This is a genomic window from Sphingobium sp. CCH11-B1 (genome assembly GCF_001556865.1).
Classification (GTDB): domain Bacteria; phylum Pseudomonadota; class Alphaproteobacteria; order Sphingomonadales; family Sphingomonadaceae; genus Sphingobium.
In genome coordinates this window covers 1-4,677 of record NZ_LSJY01000200.1, presented here as the reverse complement: position 1 = coordinate 4,677, position 4,677 = coordinate 1, and the positions used below count along the sequence as shown (strand labels likewise).

The 4,677-nt window shown below is 62.3% G+C and carries 8 protein-coding genes; 7 read left to right on the top strand and 1 reads right to left on the bottom strand.

All coding sequences use genetic code 11. From position 1 onward, the window contains the following. Window positions 1-257 precede the first annotated feature (257 nt). Entirely contained in the window at window positions 258-1,490 is a 1,233-nt protein-coding gene (gene mobQ, locus AX724_RS19555) for a MobQ family relaxase (protein ID WP_231736769.1), read from the bottom strand. Between the two features lie 146 nt (window positions 1,491-1,636). On the opposite strand from mobQ, the gene AX724_RS19550 reads away from it, so the two are divergent. The 7 genes from AX724_RS19550 to AX724_RS24610 all read left to right on the top strand — a co-directional run. Further along, window positions 1,637-1,912 (top strand): hypothetical protein, encoded by a 276-nt coding sequence (locus AX724_RS19550; RefSeq protein WP_010337271.1) that lies wholly within the window; start codon window positions 1,637-1,639, stop codon window positions 1,910-1,912. Further along, window positions 1,905-2,342, top strand: coding sequence for a hypothetical protein (locus AX724_RS19545; protein ID WP_066769916.1), 438 nt, complete (start codon window positions 1,905-1,907; stop codon window positions 2,340-2,342). Before AX724_RS19550 ends, AX724_RS19545 begins: the two co-directional genes overlap by 8 nt. Window positions 2,343-2,407: 65 nt before the next feature. Further along, entirely contained in the window at window positions 2,408-2,686 is a 279-nt protein-coding gene (locus tag AX724_RS19540) for a BrnT family toxin (protein ID WP_010337273.1), read from the top strand. Next, the gene (locus tag AX724_RS19535) at window positions 2,670-2,948 is read left to right on the top strand and encodes a BrnA antitoxin family protein (protein WP_029547671.1); all 279 of its coding nucleotides are present in this window, start codon (window positions 2,670-2,672) and stop codon (window positions 2,946-2,948) included. The genes AX724_RS19540 and AX724_RS19535 overlap by 17 nt, the downstream gene beginning before the upstream one ends. 11 nt (window positions 2,949-2,959) lie before the next feature. Then, window positions 2,960-3,130 (top strand): transcriptional regulator, encoded by a 171-nt coding sequence (locus tag AX724_RS23155; protein ID WP_231736768.1) that lies wholly within the window; start codon window positions 2,960-2,962, stop codon window positions 3,128-3,130. A gap of 616 nt (window positions 3,131-3,746) precedes the next feature. Then, on the top strand, window positions 3,747-4,322 hold the full coding sequence (locus AX724_RS23150) for a helix-turn-helix domain-containing protein (protein WP_082733612.1): 576 nt from the start codon (window positions 3,747-3,749) through the stop codon (window positions 4,320-4,322). Then, window positions 4,319-4,677 (top strand): hypothetical protein (locus AX724_RS24610; RefSeq protein WP_231736767.1); only part of this gene is annotated, 359 nt, incomplete at its 3' end. The genes AX724_RS23150 and AX724_RS24610, both read left to right, overlap by 4 nt.

Below are 4,677 nucleotides of genomic sequence, written 5' to 3'. Positions count from 1 at the left end.
GTGCGACACTCGCTTTGACCGATCAACGTGCCGCCCCTCAACCCGTCCCCCAGCGTGGATTCTGGTCCCGTCTGTTCAGCCGCCAGGGCAACAGCCCTAGCGGCGATGAGGCATGAGGGCGGCGGGTTTCACCTGAACCCGCGCATGGCTGACCGCCCCAGTCGCGACCACGCCGCCGCTGCGATCTGGCTGCACGAAAAACCCTGACGCATTGGAAGTCCGCACGAAAACCCCGATTTCAGGGTTTTCCGTCACCCTCACAGGCTCATGCCGCGATCCCGTTGCAGGACCAGCTCGCGCTCGTGGAGCAACTGCCCCACCGCCCGCGCCATTTGGGGTTCGCGCTGGATCTGCTCGATGTAGAGATCCTTGGTGTGCTGGTTCGCCCCGTTATAGGCATCCACCGCCTTGCGGAGCGCCTCCGGGGTCGCCTTCCAGTCGCTGTTATGGTCGCCATAGCCGTGGGCGCCCGCCTCGCGCTTCCCGGCTATGGTCCTGAACTTCTCCGCCACCTTTTCCCGTTCCTGCGCCTGCTGGCGCTCCTGTGCCTGCTCACGGGCGCGCTCGGCGGCAAGCTGCTCCTGACGCTGCGCCTCGGCGGCATCGCGCCGATCGCGATCGACCGCGCCGCTCAAGGTCGCCGCGAACGCATGGAGTCTGCCCGATATGCGCTGCCCCGCATCGCGTAGCCACTCGGTCCCCCGCTCGATATACTGGCGCAGGCCCCGCCGCTCGATGACGCCGGCGTTGTGCTGGCCCACCATCGTCACCGGCTCATAGGCCCGCCCCTCCCGCATCGCCTGATGCTCGGCGCGGCGCTCCATCGCCGTCGCGCTCGGCCCCATATGCACGGTCGCCTCCTGCTCGATCCCCTGCCGCTGGTGGCTGCGATGGTCCACCCGCTCCACGCTACCGGCGCGCTCAAGGGCAACATTCTGCATCTCGGCCCACCGGCCACGCCAGCGCTCGACCTCCCCGCTCGTCTTCTGGTCCAGTTCGCGGGTCTTCTCGCCCAGCCCTTCCGGGCCGATCCGCCGCGTCGTCGTCAGCAGATGGGCATGATGGTTGCGCTGGTCGCCCTCGCGACCTGGTGCGTGGATCGCCACGTCCACCGCCACCCCATGCCGCTCGCTGATCTCCCGCGCGAGGCCCAGCGCAAGCTCGCGCCGCGCCTCGGCCGACAACTCGGCCGGAAGCGCGATTTCATATTCACGGGCGACGGTGGAGTTCTTGCGCGTCTCGGCCTGCTCGGCGGCGTTCCAGAGCGCGGCCCGGTTGTTGGCCCACGCCGGGGCGTCGGCGGGCACAACAAGCGCGTTATGCTCGACGCCTTGCTTGCGGGTGTAATCGTGGACGAGGCCGGTTCGCTCGTCCGTGATTTCGACGCCCGCACGATAAGCCGCTGCCGCCGTCGCACTGCGACCGGCGGAACGGCTGATCGTCTTAACCGCAAGATGGAAGCTCGCCATCGCCGCGCCCTTACTAGCCATGCGGGAGCATGGCGCGGGCGATAGCCCGCTGGGGTTCAGGGGTATCCCCTGACGCACGCAAACGCAAGTTTGCATAAGTGCGCCCTTCCTCTCTTTCGTTCGGTCGGGTCCGGTGCTATCAATATCGCGCAGCGAAAGGATTGACCATGGCCGCTCCCACGCCAGAGGCTATCGAAACCGCACGTCGCAAGGTCCAGCAGGCCAAGGCCCGGTTGCAGGCACTGGAAGCCCGCGCCGCCACCATGAACCGCAAGGCCGATGCGCGCCGCAAGATCATCCTCGGCGGCCTGCTCCTCGATGCCGCCATGAAAGACCCCGCATGGGAATCCCGCCTCAATGACCTGATGAACCGCATCAGCCGCGATCAGGACCGCAAGGCGTTCGAGGGCTGGACCTTCAAGGGAGGCCCTGCCGATGCCTGATCCCTTCGACCCTGCCGAGTTCGACGCGCCCCCTCCCTCCGATCCCGGCGCGGACTATCGCATCCTGCTCGACGCCATGCGGAAGGCCGGGGCCGAAGGGGTCGCCCAGCAGGTCGCCGCCCTGTCCCGCCAGATCGAGCATGACGCCCGCCAGCGCGCCGAAGCGGGGCAGCAGACGCAGAACGCGCTCAACGAACTCCTGCGGGCCGCTACGCAGCTTCAGCGCGTCAGCGCAGCCATCGGGTGGGAGCATCTGAAGGGATGGCTCTACGCGGCCATGATCGGGCTGGGCCTGATCTTCGCCGCGGCCCTCGCCTACCAGTGGGCGAAGGAACCCAAGATTGAACAGCGGCTATACGGCTGCACCGCACGATGGGACGCCAAAACTCAACGCTGCAAGGGCGATTGGGTGCCCTTGCAGGCGCAATAGGCCAGTTCATTATCGGGTGTACGTAAATTCTTGCTCTTAACATTTAATGGGTGTACGAGATTGCTATGGAAGTCGAGTTCGATCCGGCCAAGGACGAGGCTAATCTCGCCAAGCACGGCGTATCATTGCAGGCTGCGGCGGACTTCGATTTTACAACATCGCTCGACCGTGAAGACACACGGTTCGACTATGGCGAAGTTCGCTTCGTATCCATCGGCTTCATCGGCGACCGCCTCTATTTTTTGGCCTATGCCGATGGTTCAACGGACGATGCAATACGCGCCATCAGCCTCCGCAGAGCGGAGAAACACGAGGTGAGGTTCTACTATGCGTCCCAAGTTTGATCCCGAAATTCACAGCGAAGATGCTCCGCTATCCGAGGAGTTCATGCAGGGTATGCGTCCGGCGCGTGAGGTCCATGGTGTTGACTGGGTTGACGCCAAGATGGGCCGCAAGCGCGGGCGGCCCAAGCTGGATGCTCCCAAGGTCGAGGTGAAAATCCGCTTGGATGCAAAGACGGTGGAGCATCTGCGCGACAGCGGCCCCGGATGGCAAACCCGTGTAAACGCCCTGCTCGGCCAGCTTGTGGCGACGGGACAAATCTGATCGTGGGCCACGTGGAAGCCCGCGAAAGCTTCAAGGCCGAAGCCCTCGCCTCATGGGCCGAATATCAGGAAACCGGGCTGCATCTGACCGGCGAGGAAGTGGCCCGCTGGCTCGATAGCTGGGGCACGGCAGGCGAGGGCGAATGTCCGCCTTGCCATCTGCGCGGAACCGAAAACCCCTGATTTTACCCTCTGGTGCCCGTCAGGGCACCGCCAAGCCCTTGGATGGCGAAACCTACCCCCCAACGCCTCCCTGCGCTCTATGGGCCGGAATCGCCTCCTGCACACCCCCTGATAGCCAATTGCGACCTTGCAGCGTGTGCGACGTGGAAGGGATGCGGATTCCTGTCCGTCATGCGCCTAACGCGTGCCGCGACTAGCGGCACTCATCATCACCGCCGTAGGCGGCCTGATTAGCGAGTTACCCACCCCCCGCCGCCGCCAGCTTTTGGATAGCGCTATGGCGGGGCATGGATAACTCGCAGCCCCCTTTCAGGGGGTAATCATAAGATCATAGAAGGGATTAAATAAAAACCATTTATAATCATCAACTTAGCGGGGGGGGGTAGCTCACCAGCTATGAGCTACCCCTAGCTCACCAGCTATGAGCTAGGTTCGAACAAAATTCGAAAATTTATGATTGAAATTGCAACACGTTTTCGGCACGTCGGTTTTGAATTTCATTCAATGACGTTCTGATTTGGATCATAGATGAGCTAGGGGTAGCTCACGCTGGATCAAATTTATCAGTCTGTGGGACTGGGGAGTGCCAATGTCGCAAGAGTCAAAGCAACTGGGTTTGACCACCGCACCGGGCGGGACATGGGTGCAGACTGATCGCGCCGCTCATGAGAGATGGGCGCAACTGGCCATCGCCAACCCCCGTGCGTCATCGGTGCTTCATGTGCTGGTGGCTCAAATGGGACGGCATAATGCCATTGTGACCAGCCAAACGACATTGGCAAAGGCAGCCCATTGCTCACTCCCCACCCTTAAGCGGGCTTTGTCCATACTTCGCGAACAAGGGTGGATCGAAGTCCGCCAGATCGGCCCAACCGGGACAGCCTGCGCTTATATCATCAATGATCGGGTCGCATGGAGCGGCAAGCGTGATGGCATTCGCTACAGCTTGTTCTCAGCGGCTGTGCTGATTGCAGATGATGAACAGCCGGATCGTGATGAACTGGGCGCACAACCGGCGCTCCATCGCCTGCCGAACCTGTTCCCGGGAGAGCGTCAGTTGCCAAGCGGTCCGGGCCTTCCGCCCCCGTCTGAACCATCACTTCCGGGGATGGAACCTGACTTGCCCGCGCAGTATATGGAAACCCCGGAAACACCACCATTTGAACGATTGGAAACGGGTGAAGATTCGTGACCTATCTAAGTCTAGGAGAAGCCGCAAAGGCTGCTGGTGTTGCCAAGGGAACTATTAGCAAAGCCCTGAAATCAGGTAAGCTAAGCTATGCTGACAAAACCCCTGCGGGATACCAAATAGACCCCGCCGAACTGTTCCGCGCGTTTCCACGGAAACAGCCAGAAACCGTTGAATATGAACGATTGGAAACTCCAAAGGAAACGGTGGAAACGGCTGTGCTACGGGCACAGCTTGAAGCCGCCGAACGGAGGGCCGCAACTGCCGAGGCCGACCGGGACGCTTGGCGGGAACAAGCGCAACGTGCGACACTCGCTTTGACCGATCAACGTGCCGCCCCTCAACCCGTCCCCCAGCG

Bases quoted from the DNA above. Each gene is read 5' to 3' on its own strand.
- AX724_RS19550 (WP_010337271.1), top strand. From the start codon at position 1,637: ATGGCCGCTCCCACGCCAGAGGCTATCGAAACCGCACGTCGCAAGGTC.
- mobQ (WP_231736769.1), bottom strand. From the start codon at position 1,490: ATGGCTAGTAAGGGCGCGGCGATGGCGAGCTTCCATCTTGCGGTTAAG.
- AX724_RS19540 (WP_010337273.1), top strand. From the start codon at position 2,408: ATGGAAGTCGAGTTCGATCCGGCCAAGGACGAGGCTAATCTCGCCAAG.
- AX724_RS19535 (WP_029547671.1), top strand. From the start codon at position 2,670: ATGCGTCCCAAGTTTGATCCCGAAATTCACAGCGAAGATGCTCCGCTA.
- AX724_RS19545 (WP_066769916.1), top strand. From the start codon at position 1,905: ATGCCTGATCCCTTCGACCCTGCCGAGTTCGACGCGCCCCCTCCCTCC.